This window comes from Bacillus sp. D386, assembly GCF_006346415.1.
In genome coordinates this window covers 678877-696900 of sequence record NZ_VEMV01000001.1, presented here as the reverse complement: position 1 = coordinate 696900, position 18024 = coordinate 678877, and the positions used below count along the sequence as shown (strand labels likewise).

Here is an 18024-nt window from a genome sequence, read left to right as displayed (position 1 = left end):
TTATCTATACAAATATAAAAGTAGAGAGTGAACTAAAGGAAATAAATTGGGAATTACAACAAAAATTCAAAAAAAATCTACAAAGATTCCACCCCATAAGCAAAAGTAAAATCCGCCAATTTAAACGATGGGCGGATTTTTTATATCAATGATTTATCTATTTGGTTACTGTGCTTACAAATCATTTAACGAGATAATATCCCCGCTCGAGGCGCGTACTCCATAATGACAATCTAATAGTCCGCATAATATATATTTATTTTGCTGAGAATCAAAGACATAACGAGGTGTCAGCTCAAAATGATCTTTAATTTTTTGATAAGCTTCGTTTTTATTGACCAAAACTTCTTCTGAGCAAGAAAAATGACCAAATTGATCAATAAAAGGCTGATTATCCATGTAATTAATAGCTTGCAAACTCTTCGCATCAAAAATAATCATAAGCTTTCTATGAAAAACACATTTAGTGTCTTCTTGATTTAATCGTAATATTGCGTGGATGTATCCTTGATCACGGTGTAGAGTTTTCAGTGTCCAATTTCCTGTTTCATTTGAGTATACCTGGCGCAAAAATTCAGTGACCCCTACTATACATTTTTCTTCCTCAGCTTTACTAATTGGGAATGAATCCGGGCTCTGCTCATTGGATATTGCTTGCTCGATTGTTACATCCCAACTCAATTTAAGTTCCTGTCTTTCAAATGGTTTGAGGTTGGGTTCATCCCAATATATAGGTTTATTTATTTCTAAGGGTCTCATATCTTTGTTGAAATCTAATGGGATTACAGATTTCTGTTCATTTGTAACATAAATTTCCTCCACGCCATAAACGGGGATGAGTTGTTCCGATTCAAAGGATGGGAAATTGAGTAACTTTAATTGTTTCCATGCAAGGTGTTCTATTGATTCAAGAGATAGTGTGTATACTTCTTTCTTTATCATTTCATTGGGTGGAAATAGACCATGTTTAGAGTAGAGGGTGAGGTTACCATTATGATCTACAATCACTTTAATATGACCCGAGGGAGAAAAATATATATCTTCAAAGCATGCTTCAAAGTTAAATTCCCCATTTTCTTCTTTATGCAATTTAAAGTGCTTCCCATATGACAAACCAGTTTCTTGTTCAATCCAGTTTACAACGGTGTCTCTATTAACTTCAGTAAATCTAAAGCCGTTTGCATAAGAAATGTCACCTACAAAAATTACTCTCTCATATCTTAGGCTATTAATATCTAATTCAATAACTGCTGTGCCCTCAGGGTTAAGTTCTTCTTCCTCTTGTTCCTCCACATGATTAGGAAACCACTCCATTTCAAGAAAATATACCGTCTCATTTAAGATATTTAACTTGCGAGATAATGAATGTCGTTTCAAATAATAATTATCCAAACCAAATTTAGCTCTGGTAGAATCAATTAATTCGTTTATTTTTATATTCATATTTTGCACCTACCCCTTTATAATCAGAACGCATATTACCTTAATTATACAGAAGAGTGAGCTTTAGGTTATAAATTATTAATTCTTCGATTATTAGTAATAACAATAATTCATACAAAACATAGCTAATTAGTTGGAATTGACTATTGACGTAATGTTTGGATAAATTGTAAGATTATTCTTAATCATTAATTTGATAGCTCGGATTTAAAAAATTTAAGCAGTATTTGAGGTGTTCAAATGACAGAACGATTTTATGACCAATTAAGTAAAGATTTTGAGGAAATGGTTTCCTGGAGGAGATATTTACATCAAAATCCGGAATTGTCATTTCAAGAGTCCAACACTGCTAAATTCATTGCAGATAAGCTGCGAAGCTTTGGGATCAACGTGAAGGAGCAGGTTGGAGGAAATGGAGTGATCGGTGTTATTGAGGGCAATCATCCGGGAAAAACCATTGCTTTCCGAGCTGATTTTGATGCTTTACCAATCCATGATGAAAAGAACGTTGAGTATAAATCAAGTGTTGACGGAGTCATGCACGCTTGCGGTCACGATGGACATACATCGGCTTTACTTGCGGTAGCGAAAGTATTAAACAATCATCGCAATCAATTAAAGGGGAAAGTAGTTTTATTATTTCAACATGCGGAGGAGAAGCCACCAGGCGGTGCAAAATTTATGATAGAAGAGGGTGCTTTGGATGGTGTGGATTTCATCTTTAGTGGGCATCTTGCGACTGATTTGCCTGTGGGGAAGATAGCAACAAGACCGGGTCCTGTCATGGCATCTGTTGACGCATTTAAAATCACCTTGCAGGGGGTAGGAGGGCATGGTGCAAGACCGCATCAAACCATTGATACTGTAGCAATTGGGAGCAGGTTGGTTACTAATCTGCAGGAGATAGTCAGCCGCCGTGTTGATCCAGTTGAACCGGCTGTTGTAACGGTTGGAAGCTTCCATGCTGGAAATGCCTTTAATATTATTGCAGATTCGGCCGTTTTGGAAGGAACTGTTCGCGCTATGAACTCGAATGTTCGTCAACAAATCGAGTTCGAAATTCGTGCCATTCTGGATGGGATGAAGGTTGCTGATAGAATTGAGTATTCATTAGAGTATATCCACGGATATCCAGTCCTGGTCAATCATAAAGAGGAAGCCTTATTAATTGAAAAATTAGTAAAAGAAACGATTTCTTTGGATGCCTTTGTTGAAAAAGACATCGTCCTTGGAGCTGAGGATTTTGCTTATTATCTGGAAGAGAGACCAGGGGCATACTTCCATGTTGGAGCACATAATGAACAGGCAGAAACACAGTTCCCTCACCATCATCCGCGATTTGATTTTGATGAAAAGGCATTGCTGCAGTTAAGCCGTATTTTTCTACAATTAGCTAATCATTATTTAGTAACAGACTAGGGGGAAGATTTATGTTTCAATTTGACCATCTTGTTCACTTTGTTAATAGCCCAGTAGAGGCAATAGAGCAGTTTCGCGATGTTGGCTTACACGCTGTTGAAGGCGGTAAGCATGAGAGTTTAGGTACATATAATTCTCTTAGTTATTTTGATTTAAGTTACATAGAATTGATCGGTGTTTATGACAAAGAGGCAGTAGTATCTTCCTCTGGTATGAAATATAGCTTAAGGGAAACATTGAAGAACGATCAATTCGTAGAAGGATTATCAAGGATTGCGCTGCGTTCCAATGATTTAGAAAGTGTTGCGGAGAGGTTTCGTCAACATGGATTGGATGTATATTGGCCGCACCCGATGAGTCGAAAAAGACCCGATGGAAGTGTGGTCAGCTGGAAGCTATTATACGCAGGGAAACAGGGAGCAAAACTAGATTTACCATTCTTTATTGAATGGGATCAAAAAGACGAAGAACGCAAACAGGATTTAAAAGATCGATCTGTCATCGCAAAGCATGAAAAAGGTGACATTCATTTATCATACGTAGGATTTGCTGTTCAAAAGCATGATGAAACAGCGAAAAAATGGGCTGAATATTTAGATTTGCAGGAAGGAGAAACCTTTATCGATTCTTCATTGAATGCTACTGGAAAAAGGCTGCATGTAATGGGTGGAGATATTGTTTTATTTAGCCCGAATGGAGAAGGCCGTGTATCCGACATTTTAAATAAAAGAGGAGAAAAGCCATTTTTAGTCCAATTTAGCGGTGCCGGACAGGATGAAGAGGTCCAAATTTCTAAAGCAATCTATAGATTTTCAAAATAAATGAAAGATAAGGGTGGGGACCTATGAAAAAGCGCACATCAAACTATATAATCGGAATTCTATTACTGGTTGGTGTATTATTCATCACTGGTTGCGGAAAAGAAAGTTCAGGTAACGCTTCAAAAAATGGAGATAAAGAGATTACGATTGGCTATCAAAAAGGGAATACACTACATATTTTAAAAGAATCTGGCTATCTGGAAGAAACCTTGAAGGAAAAAGGGTACAAGGTGAAATGGGAAATGTTCACTCATGGCGGAACCTTGTTAGAAGGATTATATGCCGGTGCCATTGACTATGGACACGCTGCTGACGGATCCGGAATCTTTGCTCAAGCCTCCGGTAAACCACTTGTATATGTAGGGGCAGATGCACCAAATCCTGAAGGTGTTGGATTGATGGTTTTAAAGGAATCAGGGATTACTTCGATTGAACAGTTAAAAGGAAAAAAGATAGGGGTTTTAAAAGGTGGTAATCATCATTATTTAGCGGTACTGGCAATTGAAAAGGCCGGTCTGTCGGTTGATGATGTGGAGTGGGTATATCCGGAGGATGCTGCGCAGGGAAGATCCATTTTTGAAACGAAAAAAGTGGATGCTTTGGCATCCTATGACCCATTCTTTGCTGCTGCTGAAGTTGAATTAGATACGATCACATTTACAGAAAACGTGGATTATCAATATCCCAATCGTACGTTCTACTATGCAACGCCAGACTTTGCGAAAGAGCATTCAGATTTAGTTGATCTTATTTTAGAAACTACGGATAAATCAGACCAATGGGCAAATGAAAATAAAGATGAAGTAGTCAAGATTATGTCCAAGGCATTGGGGATTGACGAAAAGATCGTGAAAAAGCAGTTGGATCGTCGAACATTCGGAGCAACGAAATTAACTCAGGAGATTGTGGATACACAGCAAAAACAAGCTGATAAATATTTTGAAATTGGTTTGATACCGAAAGAACTCGATGTTTCTAAAGATATGCCAATCAACTAAAAAGGAATGAAGACAATGAATCATAAAATAGTTAGGAATATTGAGCCCTGGATTATTCCAGTTATCATCCTGATTGTCTGGGAAGTCGTCGCCAGATTAGAAATTGTTAATGCTTCCCTTTTTCCTGCCCCTATCAGTGTATTAATTAGTGGTTGGGAGTTACTCGCGAGCGGTGAATTGGTCACTCATATTGGGGCAAGCTTAGGGCGCGCTGTTGTTGGGATGGTGATTGGCGGACTAATCGGTTTTGCACTTGGTATATTTAATGGCCTTTCAGATCGCTCCTATCGTTTAACAGATACGAGCATTCAAATGCTACGCAATATACCGCACTTAGCATTATTGCCGCTCGTCATTGTTTGGTTGGGAATTGACGAAAGTGCAAAAATATTTCTGGTTGTATTAGGTGTGTTGTTCCCTGTCTATGTTAATACATTCCACGGCATTCGTAATGTGGATCCAGGACTAGTTGAAATGGGGAAAATGTATAAATTAAAGGGATGGAGATTATTTAAGGAAATTCTTCTGCCTGGTGCACTTCCTTCCATCTTCGTTGGTTTACGATATGCTCTCGGTGTAATGTGGTTAACCTTAATCGTTGCTGAAACAATTCCAACACAAGTAGGAATTGGCTATTTAGCAACGAATGCAAGGGAATTTATGCAAACGGATATCATTATATTAAGTATTGTAATCTATGCGTTACTGGGTAAACTGGCAGATATCATTGCCCAATTAGGTGAGAAAAAAGCGCTGAAGTGGAACGTAAGCTACAACAAATGAAGGAGGAGGTGGTAAGAGTGAGTAAGCTGGCAGCTGTAAAGTGGGAGAGTCAGAAAGAAATAGTTAATGATCAGGCGATTCAGATTGAAATCAATGATGTTAGCAAGCAATTCGGTGACAAAGAGGTATTAAAAAATATACAGCTAACCATTGAAAAAGGAGAGTTTGTAGCCATCATTGGGAAAAGTGGAAGTGGGAAAAGTACGCTTTTAAGACTTGTCGCAGGACTAGAGACTTTAACAAGCGGAGAACTGCTATTTAATGGAGTAGCATCCAATCAATCAACTGCCAATGTGACGATGATGTACCAGGATTCAAGATTGTTGCCATGGAAAAACGTTGTTGATAATGTAGGGCTCGGTCTTGATGGGAATTGGCAAGCAAAAGCAGAGGAAGTGTTGGACGCAGTTGGCTTATTATCGTTCAAGGATCAATGGCCGTCTACATTATCAGGAGGACAAAAACAACGTGTCGCTTTAGCGCGTGCGCTCATTCATGAACCATCTTTGCTCATGCTGGATGAACCATTAAGCGCTCTTGATGCATTTACAAGGATGGAAATGCAAAATTTAATCGAAACCCTCTGGCAACGAACTGGATTTAATGCTTTACTCGTCACTCATGACGTAAGAGAAGCAATTCGTCTGGCAGACCGGATAATCCTTATACAGGATGGTTATGTATCAATGAATGTAAAAGTCGATGCACCTAGACCGCGACAATTTACAGACAATAAGTTAACGTTATTGGAGGATAAGGTCCTGCAGCGAATTATGCAGGGGGAGTAGAAATAAAGCACGTCATTATTTTGGGGAATAAACTTGAAGAGATAAACGGTATAATCAAACAACTAAAATGTAGAACAATAAAGAATTTATAAAAATGAAATTATATTGCTATTTGATGGATCTCCCCAAAAGTTAAAGTTGGATTCTAACTTTTGGGGGTCATTTTTTTGGAGAGGTCTTCTTCTACTATCTTGTATCATCATGTAAGATCTGTGAAGTAACTTAAACCAGAAGTTATATGTTGCGGTTACTCACGGTAATTCAGTATAAAACGTGGAATATCAGAAAAACAGGTTCTTAACTGGTGTGTATATTCGGTATATCTTCAAGCACTGTATACCAATTACTATGCAGTAATCTGTTGCTATGTCCTAAAGAGTTAAAGGGCTTTATCCTGACTCTTTACATCCTCATTAAGTGCATCGTATTTGATGACTCCGTTCTCTGCCATTAGAATATAATTATCTGGATTTGCAGGGTTGAGCAGGAACACAAGGTATTCTGGTCCCAGTTCACCACTAAGTTTAGCTATTGAGTCAGCCAGATAGTTCCAGTCGTCCTTCGACATTTTACCGGTTAAAATCATTTCCATTTCCACAATAAAGTTCGGATCGGTCGGCAGAATCAGGAAGGCTTTTAATTCTGCGTTGTACTCCACCTTGGCAATTCCTTGGTATGCGTCTTGAAGGATTGACAGAGCGACTTGAGGGTCAATGGACCCCTTTTGTACTGGGGGAGGGGCTTCCTCTTTAGGCTCCACGGCTGGGGGAGCTTCTTCTTTAGGTTCCTCAATTGCAGGTGCCTCTTCTTTAGGCTCTTCTACTGAGGGAGCTTCCTCTTTAGGTTCCACTGCTGCAGGAACTTCTTCTTTAGGCTCTCCCTTCGGCTTAACTACCTCTTCTTCACCACAAGCAACCAACAGACCAACAAGACCAGCAAAAAGAATCAGTTTTTTCAAGCTATATTCCTCCTTCTGAAAATACGTTATTCAGTTAGGGGATGTTTTGCTCATCACTTTCGACTATTTCTGAACTGCTTGTTTCAACATTTAATTAAACATTTCAAGCTAGTTGTTATTACACTTTATGGCATAGTGTTATGGAGTGTATATAACCTACTAACGGCCTTCTTTTAATAAAAGTAGTATAATATTGTTTGGTGGGTGATGAAATGGATAAAAAATTGGAGAGACGCAAGAGGATGGTTAAAGCTGCTAAAGAATTATTTGCAGAGCATGGTTTTGAAAAAACAACCATGCAGAAAATTGCAGATGAATCTGGTGTAGGTGTGGCAACTCTATTTCGTTATTTTCCGAAAAAAGAGCATTTAATTATTGAAGTTATAAAAGAAGTCATAGAACAACAGGTACCAATTTTTGAGAAAATTATAGAATCTAACAAAACGGGTATAGAAAAAATGGATGACGTGCTAACTGCTTATATTATGTATATAAACGAAGAAAATAGCATATCATCAAAACTTTTGGAAGCTTTCGAAGTTTATATTGCATTTATCCAAATTGAAGTTGGATTGCTAGAAGAAATACATAAGGCCTACGGGAAAATTAGCGGCATAATTTTAAAAATTATTAATGAAGGTAAGAAGGATGGAAGCATACAGCTTTCACAAACCAATGAAGTGATTATAAGTACGATCATGAATATGTTCGGAACTGCTGTAAAGAAATATTCATTATATTCTTTAATACCAGAGGATGTTTTTATCTCTGCTCCTAAAAAGGAAAATTTAATTATAGTAAAGGATATAATTCTATCATACTTACAAAAAGGGAAGTAATAAGGGTTCCGTTATTTGAGATGTATGATTTATTAGTTTTTCTTATAAAATACTGCACAATAAATATTGTCATCATGGTTTCAAACTATGAAAGAAGAAAAAAAGACGCGTAATTTACACGTCTTTTTTTCTATCTTTTTATGATAAACAATCCTAAATAGAACTTTATATATGGGTAGATCGCTTCTATTATTTTTTTACTGTATTAATTTCAAGTAATTTATCTACAATTGCATCTGTTAGTTCCTGTGCTGTCTGTGGAACAAATTTGGTTAGTATTTGATTGACCATTGCACCCATCATACCGCCAGCAGTGATATCAAGATGTCCTGACATTTTAGTTGTCTTTTCGTCAATGACTTCGGCACGGAAATAGCCTCCGCCATTAAAGTTATCAGACAAACCTTTTAGATCAAAAATTACTTCGGATGGTTCATTCCATTCTTTAATATCGATTTGGAGCTTAACTGTCTTTTTCATAAACCCTAAGTCACCCTTGAATGCCCAAGTAGATTGGCGTTCACTTAAAATTTCATGGTCGATATATCCTGGAACAAGTGGAGCCCATTTGTTCATGTCATGAACAAATTCCCAAATTGTTTGAATATCTAATGGTACTTCAACTGTATGTGTTCCTTGTGGCATGATCTGCACCTTCCCGTTTCTGTATGGTTGTTTTATATGGTTATTGACGCAAATGAGTCATTATCTAAGAAAGTCTTTGTTTTTTTATTATGAATTGGCTGCGTGCTGTCCAGCTAAGAAGCCAAATACCATAGCAGGCCCGATTGTTCCGCCGGCACTTGGATAAATTGGGCCAAGTGGATTTCCTGAAGCATTTCCGGCAGCGTATAAACCTTTAATTGGTTCACCATTAAAGTTAACAACTTGTCCATTTTCATTGATTTTTGGTCCGCCATTCGTACCGAGTGCACCTAAATAGATAGGTAATGCGTAAAATGGACCTTTTTCAATTTTGCCTAGGTTTTTCTCAGGACTTCCGCCGCCATTTGTTAAGGCTTCAAACTGTATCGTACCGCGGTGGAAATCAGGGTCTTCACCTTGCTCACAATATTCGTTCCATTTTTGAATCTCCATTTCCAAACCGTCTGGATCAACACCAATTTTTTCAGCTAGCTCGCGAATAGTATCAGCTTGATCTACCCATTCAGGTGCAGGATCACCAGGTGCCATAGTAATAATGAGTTCGCTATCTTTTAGCTGTTGGTCAAAAATCATCCAGTTTGGTCCTTTGTTTGGAAACTCTACTTTTACTGGATCATAATTAAAGAAGGCTCTTGGCATATCGTTATAGGTTGTTCCTTCATGGACGAATCGGCGTCCGTATTTATTCACGATGATAGAGTTTGGACCATTACGGCCACCACCTAGCTGCGCCATTACATTATCTTCATATTCAAATGTTGGATCCACCATTGCTGGATACCACCATGCTTCACTCATATTTTCAAGTGCAGCGCCAGCCTTCATAGCCATTAAGAGTGCGTCTCCTTCATTACCAGGAGGGGTAACTGGATGAGTGAACTCAGCTTTTAAGAAGGCTTTGACTAATTGTTTATTCCATTCAAATCCGCCTGATGCTAGAATTACTCCTTTGCGTGCAGCGAAACGTAAAATTTCTCCATCTTTTGTTTCAGCGACAATTCCGACTACTTGTCCATCCTCGTCCATAATTAGCTCTTTACCAGCTGTTTCGATTAAGGTTTCGACGCCGCGATCCAAGCATGCTTTAAATAAAGAAGCGACTAATGAGCGACCCATAGTAACAATATTATTTTGCATACGCTCAGCCACTAACTGGAAGTCAATTCCTCCAACGGCTCCGCCTTCTTCTAATGTCAGAGGAGGGAAAATTGGGTTTTGACGGACTAATGAACCCCATTCTCCAATTTCATTTAAATCAAATGGAGCAGGGTCTAATGAACGTGTCCCATGTTTTAATGCCTCATCCATACGTGCATAATATTCTGGATAAGATTTTGGAGAAACAAATTTGACAGGAGTATGATCATCTAAAAACTTAATGATTTCATGTCCTTTATCTACAAAAGTTTCAATCATAGAATCTTCTGCTCGGCCAAGTGCTAAGCGTTTTATGAAATTAATAGCATCTTCACGATTATCTTCATACCCTTTTTCTTTCATATAATGATTAAGTGGAATCCAAGGAACTCCACCTGAAAAAGCAGTTGTTCCACCGATTTGATGGGTCTTTTCTAACACAAGAACCTTGGAACCGCTTTCAGAAGCGGCCACAGCAGCTGTCAAAGCGGCGCCACCAGTCCCTAAAACGATTACATCTACTTCTTTGTCCCAATTAGTAGGTATTTTACTAGACAAAAAATCATCCCCTTTGCCATTTTTGATAGTGACACTATCAATAAATTGATTATCACCGATAATTCTAATTATTTCAAGTTATTTGTCCAATTTGTGAAAATAATTAGAATATGACATATATTAAGATGAAAAACTCTAACATTCTCAAAAAGGCATAAGAACATTAGAGCCATTGGAATATATCTTTTTAACTATATGATAAAGGGACTGTAAAAAGGTATTGTGGTATAACTTTTTCAAGTTCCATTGGCGCCATGATAATAATCATGTTTAGTTGTAGATATTTTATTTTACTTTTTCTGACGACAAAGAAACAATGAAGAGATATTTCTGAATATACGTGATTTTTGTGAGTTTTTTGTAACAATATATAAATATTAGGATAATTATTTCCAATATATATATGAATTAGTAGTTACCCTAAACTTGTCATTTGATTCGTATTTTAATATAATTCCTCTGGTAATATATTAAGTAGTGCGGAGGACAACATGAATTTAAAAGGCAAGAAGATTTATTTAGCAAGTGGTTGGTTTAACGATAATCAGGCACAGCGTCTTTCCAAAGCAGAAGAAGTTCTGCGAAATATGGGCTTTGACGTATTTAGTCCAAGAGAGCATCAATTTAAGGAATATGTGTATAATACACAGCCTTGGAGAGATGTAGTTTTTAAGAATGATGTAGACCATGTAAAAGATGCAGATCTCATTTTCGCGATATATGATGAAACGGATTCTGGGACAATGTTTGAGATTGGGTTAGCTTATTCAATTGGTAAACCTATCTTTGTCTTCCACGAGAAAGAAGAATATTGCAACTTAATGATCACAGAATCATTGCAAGCTTATTTTAAAACGTGGGAAGAAGTGCAGAATTATGATTGGACTACATGCCCATTGATTCGTTTTGAAGGGGAAGTAGAATAAGCATTTTTGCTAAGTAGTAAACTATTAATAATATGAATATCATTAAATTAAAAGCCGGTCTAAGACTGGCTTTTTTTTATGAAGCAAAAATATCATTCTCTATTTTTCCAAGACATTTGAAAGAAAGTTGAAACTTATGTCTGCATTATCGTTAATTTTCAGGAAGTAGATGATTATATGGAGTATTAACATGATGTCCTAAAAATAAATTTCAAAAAGATAGAGGGAATAAATCTACAAGTAGATTTATATGAATGAATTATAAATGAAGGAAAGTTTAGAGAGAGGGTGGGTCTTGTTAGATCAGATTCTGAATACACAGCTAATCCAGTTCAAGGATCAATTGAATACATGGGAAGAAGCTATTCAATTAGCGGCTGCTCCCTTGATAGAAAAAGATTCTATTGAACAGACTTATGTAGATAAAATAATCAGTAATACGAAGGAACTAGGTCCTTATTATGTACTTGGCCCAAACATTGCTTTGCCTCATGCAAGACCGGAATTTGGTGTAAAACAGATGGGATTAAGCTTTCTCGTTATGAAAGAACCTGTATGGTTTTCGGATAAGGACCACCATAAGGTTCAGCTGATTATTGTACTGGCAGCAGTGGATAATCAATCACATCTAGAAGCACTATCTGAATTGGCAGCTGTCTTAGGTGAAGAATTGAATGTGAAACAACTAATCCATTCCAAATCCAAAGATGATTTTTTAGAGCAATTATTTTCATTTATACAATAGGAGGCAGCAAGATGAAAATATTAGTTGTATGTGGGAACGGTTTAGGAAGTAGTTTTATTGCAGAAATGAATGTAAAGAAAGCTTTGCGTGAAATGAATCGGGAGGCAGAAGTAGGGCATACCGATTTAACATCCGCCAAAGCGGAGACAGTAGATTACTATATTGGTTCACCTGAAATCATGGAGCAGTTAGAGGGAGATGGAAGGAAAGTCATTCCGCTCATTAATTTATTCAATGTCGAAGAAATCAAAACTGTTTTAGAAAAACATCTGGAGGATATATAACATGGATTTGATAGTAGACATATTAAGTACTCCGGCGATTTTGGTTGGTTTATTCGCTCTGATTGGTTTATTGCTGCAGAAAAGAGCAGCTACTGAGGTTGTATCTGGAACATTAAAGACTATTATGGGCTTCCTGATTATTGGTGCTGGTGCAACTGTCATTACGGGTTCACTCTATTTCTTTGGAAAAATGTTAGAGAAGGGCTTCGATATAGATGGTGTTATCCCGAACAACGAAGCGATCGTTGCGATGGCTCAAAATGCTTTTGGTACTGAAACAGCTTTAATCATGTTGTTAGGTATGATTATTAATATCCTCTTAGCTCGCTTCACTCCATTTAAATATATATTCTTAACAGGACACCATATTATGTTTATGGCTTGTTTGTTAGCAGTCGTATTATCGACAGGCGGACTAGATGGAGCAGCTTTAATTATAATTGGGTCTATTATTCTAGGATTATTAATGGTTTTAAGTCCAGCCCTGCTACAGCCCTTTGTTAGAAGGATTACAGGTAATGATGACATTGCGATCGGTCACTTTGGTTCATTCGGATATTGGGTTGCTGGATTAGTAGGTAAAGGAGCAGGGAATAGAGCTAAGTCAACAGAAGATATTCGGGTGCCAAGAAGTTTAGGGTTCCTTAGAGATACATCCGTAGCAATCTCCTTAACTATGTTAGTTATGTTCTTTATCGTTTCGATTGCTGCTGGTCCAGCTTACATTGAAAATGAGTTGAGCGGCGGTCAAAACTTTATTGTATTTTGCCTTATCCAAGCAATCACGTTCGCTGCAGGTGTTTATATCGTTTTAGCGGGTGTTCGATTATTATTAGCAGAAATCATTCCTGCCTTCAAAGGGGTAGCGGACAAAGTTGTTCCTCATGCTAAACCGGCATTGGATGTACCAGTGGTGTTCCCTTTCGCCCCTAATGCAGTCATTATCGGTTTTATTTTTAGCTTTCTCGGAGGTATTATAAGTATGTTTTTACTTCCGTTATTTGGCTTGAAAGTAATTGTTCCTGGTCTAGTACCACACTTCTTTTGCGGAGCAACAGCTGGTGTATTCGGAAACGCTACCGGCGGCAGAAGAGGAGCTATGTTAGGTGCATTTGTTAACGGTATTCTGATCAGCTTCTTGCCAGCATTATTACTACCGGTCTTAGGAGACTTAGGTTTTGAAGGTACAACATTTGGCGATACCGATTTCGCGATCGTGGGTATTTTCTTAGGATATTTAATGAAACTATTTATGTAGATGCTAGAAAAGCATCGAACAACAGAAGAAGTGATAAATATTTTAGTTTTAAATGAGTTTTAACGCAAAAAAAGCAACTACATCATAATTTGTAGTTGCTTTCTTTAATGTTTTGAATAAAATTTTCTGCGTAGACCCAGGTATTCTGTTGCCGTGATCATCATTTGAGCTTTCTTTGCTTGTTGATGTGCCATTACAATGTTTGAGCATTTCATATAAGCTTGATCTAGTACATTCTTGACCTCTTGCCGTTTATCTTCTGCGATTTCATCTGGGAACCAATCATTTGCGAACCCTGTAATCATATATAATGAAATTACTTTTTCGGGGAATGATGTTGTATCACGATTGTCCAGTTCTTCTATTATCCTTGCTAAATTAGTGTTTGATTTGAGCAGGTTATAATAGCTTGCTGTTGCCTCGTATAAAGCGTCCAGCTCTTGTTTGTGATGTAATGCTTGGAGTGTTGTCACCGCTTCTTCAATCGTATCAAACCAATCATTTATTCCGGAGATTAAAAGGCTGGTTTGCGGGTCTGCTAACCCATATCCATTCATCACTTCGCAATCTGGGTAATGCTTTAACAATTCACTTTTTGTCGTGAAGATATCCCCGTGATAGGTCTCTCCTAAAGTATCATATACTTTATTGGCATAGAGACGAATCAGGTTTCCCTCTTTCATTTCCACTATCACTTCAAGCTTCTCCATCTTGCATTCCTTCTTTCATGTAGGTTTTGGATAGGATAGCAGCTATATTGTAAATTTGTTTTATAAGTATGTATCAAAAAAGAAAGGTTATATATTTACTTTACCTTCTGCTTAATCGTTTTGTATATAGACAAAATATTACTAATAAACTGATTCTTTGAGAGAATCATCAGTGCATAAAAACTAGTTAAGAATCATAGATAAGTAGTAAAATTTAATGTAAATACCTTTAGTATCATGACTCAAATTTTATGTAGTTCCAACTAAAAACTATCGAACTATAAAAATCGTTTTTTTGTTGATTTATATGAAAATATTCCTATTCGTAGTACAGATGGGTTTGGTGAAAAATAGCTAAAAGGTAAGTTGTGTTGAAAGAATATCTCATGCCTTGATACAGCTACTTTTTGGACAAAAAATGCGCAGAAAGTATACATTCGTAATATCATCTTGGATTATCTCTTTCCTTAATTAGACCAATATATCGGTGATGACTCTAATTTATATGTAGGGGAAACTACGAGGGACATTATCTATTTCAGAGCCATATGCAGGATTAGAATCTTCGACAGTAGTAAGTTAGCTGTACAGAAAATTTTTTTGTCTTTTTCTAGTTCTAATTACCTATTTTTGTATTATTATTCTAATATTTGGGACAAAACTCCTTGTTATGGTATATTATTCTAGCAAAGAAAAAATAAGGTTTGGGGGTCGCAAATATGAATGATTTTTTTAAGTTTGACAAGATGATAACTACATCTATTATCAAGTTTGTGTGGGGGATTTCATCCGCTGCCGCTATTGTCATCGGACTTTTCATTATCATAGGTAACTTAGGTACTTACGGTAGTGGAGCAATGGTATTATTCGGTTTAATTCTTATGGTAGGTGGACCATTTTTGGTACGAATTTATTGCGAATTGCTAATTGTGTTATTTAAAATCAACGAAAATATTCAAGCTATTCGTAATGAGGCAATTAAAAAATCAGAAATGTAACTTTAAAAAAGCGATTAACTATTAAATTAATCGCTTTTTTTATGGATTCATCTACTGGAAACTTTATAAATACAATACATAAGAACATTTAAGAAAGATAGTAAAATGGCAGTGTTGCTTGGGAGGAGACCAATACGGATGAAATCTAGTTAACCGAAGGGTATCTTTGTGAATACACAAATGTATGGGAGGATTTCAAGAGGTTTCTCCTTAAGGTAGGATTCTTAGATAAATTAATAGTTAAGCCTCCTTTTGATAAGGAAAAAGTGATACTTATTTCTTAGTATCTGAAACTATTACTTTAGTTTTGTAATAAAATATTGTAAAACAATAGTTCGTTTTACATATATTGTTATATACGGATATCTGATGTGAGTTACAAAGCTGAATAAAAATGTTGAAAAAGTATGAAAGGAAGAGGTGTTGGTGTGGCAAAAAGGTTCATTCCCTTGTTGGTCAATTTAATTCTCTTTTGGGGGTATGGATTCCCAGGGATTAATGATGTATTTGAAATTTTTAAAGTGGAACAAATTACAGTAGGCTATTGGTTTTATTATTCACTTCCATTTTGGTTATTCGGTAAGTGGTACATATTCATATTGATTTTTTACTATTTATATAAAAATGATGCTCCAGAAAGTATATACTTAACTGCCATTATTGGTATTGTGCTGTTTTTGATTCATCAGAGTAAGAAAATAAAATCAAAAACAAATAAAAATGTTGATTCTACTAATCGGAGACGTTCGGCAAGAAGTGAGGCATTCGAGCAAGTGAGTGCATCTGCAGAGTTAAATCCAAAAACACGAAGGCCTGGAAAAAATAAAGACAAATACGCTTTCCAAGATTATGAAGAGTATACCGACCATTCTTCTGATTCTGCACAGAGAGCTAGTGATAATGATTCATCTGATTATTCAAATGCCTATGAGCATTCAGATAACGGGAAGGGTCGAAATACTCAACAAAGTACAAACAACCGTGATGATGAGTATTGGGAGCAAAAAAAACGAGAAGATGACGCCTATTTCTACCGTACTCACGGAGGACCTCGGTGGAAAGTTGATGCTGCAGACGATGATTTAGGTCGTTCTCAAAAGGAAAGAGATTATGAAGATGAACGCTATGAAAAAAGGTGTTCAGGATGTGACGAGCCGGAGTCACACTGTCGTTGTTGCAGGGACTGTAATTCCTACCCTTGCGAATGCTGTAAAGAATGCGGGTATGCGAGCTGTCGTTGTTGCAGGGACTGTAATTCCTACCCTTGTGAATGCTGTAAAGAATGCGGGTATGCGAGCTGTCGTTGTTGCAGAGACTGTAATTCCTACCCTTGCGAATGTTGTAGAGAATGCGGGTATGCGGACTGTCGCTGTTGTAGAGATTGCAATTCTTATCCTTGTGAATGTTGTAGAGATTGTGGTTATGCAAATTGTCGTTGCTGCTATCGTTGCAGTAGTTATCCATGTGAATGTCAATAAAAGAATCGTACTTTAAACTTTTTTTATATTTTAATTGTGTTCTGACAAAACTAGTCAATTCAGAACAAGATTCATAAAACTCATAAAACTCATAAAATTCATGATTTTTAGGACTATTAATGACTATTTTTGTAGATAAAGTTAAATGAGTATTTTAAACAAATTAATCAGAGACAGGGGAAACTATGAAAAAAGCACTGATAACACTTATTTTTTTATGTTCATTATTATTAACGGCTTGTGGAACAGAAATAGGTGATGCCACAAATGAAAAACCAATAAAAGCGGAAGCAGCAAAAACAGAAATAGCAAAAAATGAAACGGTGGAAATAGAATCAACAGATAATAAAAGTTTGGACGTTTATAATTGGTTTGTAGAATCCGGACTTATCAAGCAAGATATGGTTGCAGATGCATATACTGCAGAAGTCTACAAAGATTTAGAAGATATAATTTCCATAGCTGGCGTAATGATAGCCCAAGTTCCTGTCATGCAAATTATAGAATTTGAAACTGTAGAGGCAGCGAAAAAACATTCTGTTGAAGAAGCGGATGAAGAAGCTTATTTCCTTCACGAAAATATTTTTGTTGGAATGTTTGTGAATGTGAAACAAATGGAAAACTATAAAAAAGTGGTAGAAGCAGGTAAACCGTTAGAAAATCTAGAAAGAATTTTTTATTCTGAGGAACAAAAGCAGATAAACCAAGCTTTGAATGAAAATGACTTTGAACTTATGTCCACAATATTTAATTCGATTGAAGACGAAGAAAGCCAAAAAGAAATCTTCCAGGATGAAATGTACATGTCTAAATTTGAGATTGAAACGGTATATGTTAGCCCATATATAATTCATAACAATGATGACCATATTTTCAGTATTAAACCTGATTTATACACTGAACCATATGACCCTGAAGAAAAAAATATCGAGTTCGATAGCAATTATATGTTCGTGAATTCGGCTGATATAAAAACAGAATTAGAATCAGGAGAAAAGTATGTTATAGAAGGCTATATAAAAGACGCAAGTACGTACTTGGATTTAAGTGACCCAGAAGCTAACTATGCTTCGGCAGAAGAAAGTGACGCATGGACAGTGGTTCCTAAAGAAATTAAATAATCGGTTGCCGAGAGGATGAATACATCCTCTCTTTTTTATTTTGAAATACCCTCTCAAGTTGCCTTCAAGTTTTTCAAAAATCTCTTCCATCTTA

19 protein-coding genes are annotated in these 18024 nt (G+C 36.6%); 14 read left to right on the top strand and 5 right to left on the bottom strand.

Annotation, left to right across the window (positions count from 1 at the left end; genetic code table 11):
• Window positions 1–174: 174 nt before the first annotated feature.
• On the bottom strand, window positions 175–1443 hold the full coding sequence (locus tag FHY45_RS03315) for a hypothetical protein (RefSeq protein ID WP_066101257.1): 1269 nt from the start codon (window positions 1441–1443) through the stop codon (window positions 175–177).
• Between the two features lie 240 nt (window positions 1444–1683).
• Between FHY45_RS03315 and FHY45_RS03310 the strand changes: the two genes are divergently transcribed.
• From FHY45_RS03310 to FHY45_RS03290, 5 genes are read left to right on the top strand one after another with little or no spacing between them, the layout of a single operon-like run.
• A complete protein-coding gene (locus tag FHY45_RS03310; protein WP_066101254.1) occupies window positions 1684–2862 on the top strand; it encodes a M20 metallopeptidase family protein in 1179 nt (392 codons plus the stop codon).
• 11 nt (window positions 2863–2873) lie between these two features.
• Window positions 2874–3683: a VOC family protein gene (locus FHY45_RS03305; RefSeq protein ID WP_139891397.1), complete on the top strand. Its 810-nt coding sequence runs from the start codon at window positions 2874–2876 to the stop codon at window positions 3681–3683.
• Between the two features lie 23 nt (window positions 3684–3706).
• Window positions 3707–4681, top strand: a complete 975-nt coding sequence (locus FHY45_RS03300; protein ID WP_139891396.1) for an aliphatic sulfonate ABC transporter substrate-binding protein — start codon at window positions 3707–3709, stop codon at window positions 4679–4681.
• Between the two features lie 15 nt (window positions 4682–4696).
• Window positions 4697–5464: an ABC transporter permease subunit gene (locus FHY45_RS03295; RefSeq protein ID WP_139891395.1), complete on the top strand. Its 768-nt coding sequence runs from the start codon at window positions 4697–4699 to the stop codon at window positions 5462–5464.
• Between the two features lie 17 nt (window positions 5465–5481).
• On the top strand, window positions 5482–6252 hold the full coding sequence (locus tag FHY45_RS03290; RefSeq protein WP_225983666.1) for an ATP-binding cassette domain-containing protein: 771 nt from the start codon (window positions 5482–5484) through the stop codon (window positions 6250–6252).
• A gap of 379 nt (window positions 6253–6631) precedes the next feature.
• On the opposite strand, the gene FHY45_RS03285 is transcribed toward FHY45_RS03290, so the two are convergent.
• Window positions 6632–7210, bottom strand: a complete 579-nt coding sequence (locus tag FHY45_RS03285) for a hypothetical protein (RefSeq protein WP_139891394.1) — start codon at window positions 7208–7210, stop codon at window positions 6632–6634.
• A 212-nt stretch (window positions 7211–7422) separates the two neighbouring features.
• Here FHY45_RS03285 and FHY45_RS03280 point away from each other — a divergent pair, with 212 nt between their 5' ends.
• Window positions 7423–8049: a TetR/AcrR family transcriptional regulator gene (locus FHY45_RS03280; RefSeq protein WP_066101237.1), complete on the top strand. Its 627-nt coding sequence runs from the start codon at window positions 7423–7425 to the stop codon at window positions 8047–8049.
• Window positions 8050–8238: 189 nt separating this feature from the next.
• Here FHY45_RS03280 and FHY45_RS03275 read toward each other — a convergent pair whose 3' ends face one another.
• Both FHY45_RS03275 and FHY45_RS03270 read right to left on the bottom strand, forming a co-directional pair.
• The gene (locus FHY45_RS03275; protein WP_066101234.1) at window positions 8239–8694 is read right to left on the bottom strand and encodes an SRPBCC family protein; all 456 of its coding nucleotides are present in this window, start codon (window positions 8692–8694) and stop codon (window positions 8239–8241) included.
• A gap of 87 nt (window positions 8695–8781) precedes the next feature.
• Window positions 8782–10410: an FAD-binding protein gene (locus FHY45_RS03270; RefSeq protein WP_175354222.1), complete on the bottom strand. Its 1629-nt coding sequence runs from the start codon at window positions 10408–10410 to the stop codon at window positions 8782–8784.
• 491 nt (window positions 10411–10901) lie between these two features.
• Here FHY45_RS03270 and FHY45_RS03265 point away from each other — a divergent pair, with 491 nt between their 5' ends.
• The 4 genes from FHY45_RS03265 to FHY45_RS03250 all read left to right on the top strand — a co-directional run bounded on the left by FHY45_RS03265 (window position 10902) and on the right by FHY45_RS03250 (window position 13623).
• Window positions 10902–11336, top strand: coding sequence for a nucleoside 2-deoxyribosyltransferase (locus FHY45_RS03265; RefSeq protein WP_066101231.1), 435 nt, complete (start codon window positions 10902–10904; stop codon window positions 11334–11336).
• Window positions 11337–11631: 295 nt separating this feature from the next.
• Window positions 11632–12081 carry a PTS sugar transporter subunit IIA gene (locus tag FHY45_RS03260; protein ID WP_066101228.1) on the top strand — a complete coding sequence of 150 codons (450 nt, stop codon included), beginning with the start codon at window positions 11632–11634 and terminating at the stop codon, window positions 12079–12081.
• Between the two features lie 11 nt (window positions 12082–12092).
• A complete protein-coding gene (locus FHY45_RS03255) occupies window positions 12093–12365 on the top strand; it encodes a PTS sugar transporter subunit IIB (RefSeq protein ID WP_066101225.1) in 273 nt (90 codons plus the stop codon).
• A 1-nt stretch (window position 12366) separates the two neighbouring features.
• Window positions 12367–13623 carry a PTS ascorbate transporter subunit IIC gene (locus FHY45_RS03250; RefSeq protein WP_066101224.1) on the top strand — a complete coding sequence of 419 codons (1257 nt, stop codon included), beginning with the start codon at window positions 12367–12369 and terminating at the stop codon, window positions 13621–13623.
• A 104-nt stretch (window positions 13624–13727) separates the two neighbouring features.
• Here the strand turns inward: FHY45_RS03250 and FHY45_RS03245 are convergent, their stop codons facing one another.
• Window positions 13728–14333 (bottom strand): hypothetical protein, encoded by a 606-nt coding sequence (locus FHY45_RS03245; RefSeq protein WP_066101221.1) that lies wholly within the window; start codon window positions 14331–14333, stop codon window positions 13728–13730.
• Between the two features lie 719 nt (window positions 14334–15052).
• Here FHY45_RS03245 and FHY45_RS03240 point away from each other — a divergent pair.
• The 4 genes from FHY45_RS03240 (at window position 15053) to FHY45_RS03230 (ending at window position 17930) form a co-directional block, all read left to right on the top strand.
• On the top strand, window positions 15053–15331 hold the full coding sequence (locus tag FHY45_RS03240; protein WP_139891393.1) for a DUF4282 domain-containing protein: 279 nt from the start codon (window positions 15053–15055) through the stop codon (window positions 15329–15331).
• A 900-nt stretch (window positions 15332–16231) separates the two neighbouring features.
• On the top strand, window positions 16232–16417 hold the full coding sequence (locus FHY45_RS20430; RefSeq protein WP_180349922.1) for a hypothetical protein: 186 nt from the start codon (window positions 16232–16234) through the stop codon (window positions 16415–16417).
• Window positions 16418–16447: 30 nt separating this feature from the next.
• A complete protein-coding gene (locus tag FHY45_RS03235; protein ID WP_180349921.1) occupies window positions 16448–16825 on the top strand; it encodes a hypothetical protein in 378 nt (125 codons plus the stop codon).
• Between the two features lie 169 nt (window positions 16826–16994).
• Complete coding sequence (locus FHY45_RS03230; protein WP_139891392.1) at window positions 16995–17930, top strand: hypothetical protein; 936 nt, start codon at window positions 16995–16997, stop codon at window positions 17928–17930.
• Window positions 17931–18024: the final 94 nt, after the last annotated feature.

What these genes read in the sequence shown, in the direction of transcription:
- FHY45_RS03280 (WP_066101237.1), top strand. Translation starts at nt 7,423, where the DNA reads ATGGATAAAAAATTGGAGAGACGCAAGAGGATGGTTAAAGCTGCTAAA.
- FHY45_RS03305 (WP_139891397.1), top strand. Translation starts at nt 2,874, where the DNA reads ATGTTTCAATTTGACCATCTTGTTCACTTTGTTAATAGCCCAGTAGAG.
- FHY45_RS03300 (WP_139891396.1), top strand. Translation starts at nt 3,707, where the DNA reads ATGAAAAAGCGCACATCAAACTATATAATCGGAATTCTATTACTGGTT.
- FHY45_RS03245 (WP_066101221.1), bottom strand. Translation starts at nt 14,333, where the DNA reads ATGGAGAAGCTTGAAGTGATAGTGGAAATGAAAGAGGGAAACCTGATT.
- FHY45_RS03235 (WP_180349921.1), top strand. Translation starts at nt 16,448, where the DNA reads ATGAACGCTATGAAAAAAGGTGTTCAGGATGTGACGAGCCGGAGTCAC.
- FHY45_RS03230 (WP_139891392.1), top strand. Translation starts at nt 16,995, where the DNA reads ATGAAAAAAGCACTGATAACACTTATTTTTTTATGTTCATTATTATTA.
- FHY45_RS03255 (WP_066101225.1), top strand. Translation starts at nt 12,093, where the DNA reads ATGAAAATATTAGTTGTATGTGGGAACGGTTTAGGAAGTAGTTTTATT.
- FHY45_RS03265 (WP_066101231.1), top strand. Translation starts at nt 10,902, where the DNA reads ATGAATTTAAAAGGCAAGAAGATTTATTTAGCAAGTGGTTGGTTTAAC.
- FHY45_RS03315 (WP_066101257.1), bottom strand. Translation starts at nt 1,443, where the DNA reads ATGAATATAAAAATAAACGAATTAATTGATTCTACCAGAGCTAAATTT.
- FHY45_RS20430 (WP_180349922.1), top strand. Translation starts at nt 16,232, where the DNA reads ATGATTCATCTGATTATTCAAATGCCTATGAGCATTCAGATAACGGGA.
- FHY45_RS03275 (WP_066101234.1), bottom strand. Translation starts at nt 8,694, where the DNA reads ATGCCACAAGGAACACATACAGTTGAAGTACCATTAGATATTCAAACA.
- FHY45_RS03240 (WP_139891393.1), top strand. Translation starts at nt 15,053, where the DNA reads ATGAATGATTTTTTTAAGTTTGACAAGATGATAACTACATCTATTATC.
- FHY45_RS03310 (WP_066101254.1), top strand. Translation starts at nt 1,684, where the DNA reads ATGACAGAACGATTTTATGACCAATTAAGTAAAGATTTTGAGGAAATG.
- FHY45_RS03295 (WP_139891395.1), top strand. Translation starts at nt 4,697, where the DNA reads ATGAATCATAAAATAGTTAGGAATATTGAGCCCTGGATTATTCCAGTT.
- FHY45_RS03250 (WP_066101224.1), top strand. Translation starts at nt 12,367, where the DNA reads ATGGATTTGATAGTAGACATATTAAGTACTCCGGCGATTTTGGTTGGT.